Consider the following 505-nt stretch of genomic DNA (forward strand, 5'->3'; position numbering starts at 1 on the left):
GCCTTAGCTCTGTTTTCTCAACAGGAACTCCTTTTACATTCACTAATAAAAAGTCCGCATCCGTTTGCTTCCGTTTATCCTTACCGCTTGCCGTAATATAAAAGGAACTGCTTTTAGTCTCGCGAATGGATAAATTCCCACTCGTCCCCATAAACCAATCCCGTTCAGCAAGTTCAGCCTTAATTTCCGCTAATTCTTGCCACTCTTTAGTATGGTTCTTCACGCTTTTACCTCCATCTGCTGTTTTAAAATGTGCATCACATCATAAAACGTTTCGAATCCTTGATGGGGAATCTCTTCTGTTCTACATCTCTCAAGCAGTATGTCACGAGCGATAACAAAATCAGCCTGTTTTGCCGCTTCAAAATCAGTAACCGAATCTCCAATAACAATTTTATAATGATCTGCTCCTGTAATTTCCCTCATTAYAGATGGCTTACAGCAACCACAATCATTGTTACATTGTTTATCACAAGTATGCGGCCACTCAATTAAGATCTTTTCC

2 protein-coding genes are annotated in these 505 nt (G+C 39.9%); both read right to left on the minus strand.

The features are described from left to right. Nucleotides 1-223, minus strand: a 223-nt coding sequence (locus AC1DUW_RS32260) for a class II aldolase/adducin family protein (protein ID WP_477644644.1), incomplete at its 3' end; no start/stop codon positions are given. Further along, nucleotides 220-505 (minus strand): HAD family hydrolase (locus AC1DUW_RS32265; protein ID WP_477644645.1); only part of this gene is annotated, 286 nt, incomplete at its 5' end. The genes AC1DUW_RS32265 and AC1DUW_RS32260, both read right to left, overlap by 4 nt.

This window comes from Peribacillus sp. P4_C12, assembly GCF_056402095.1.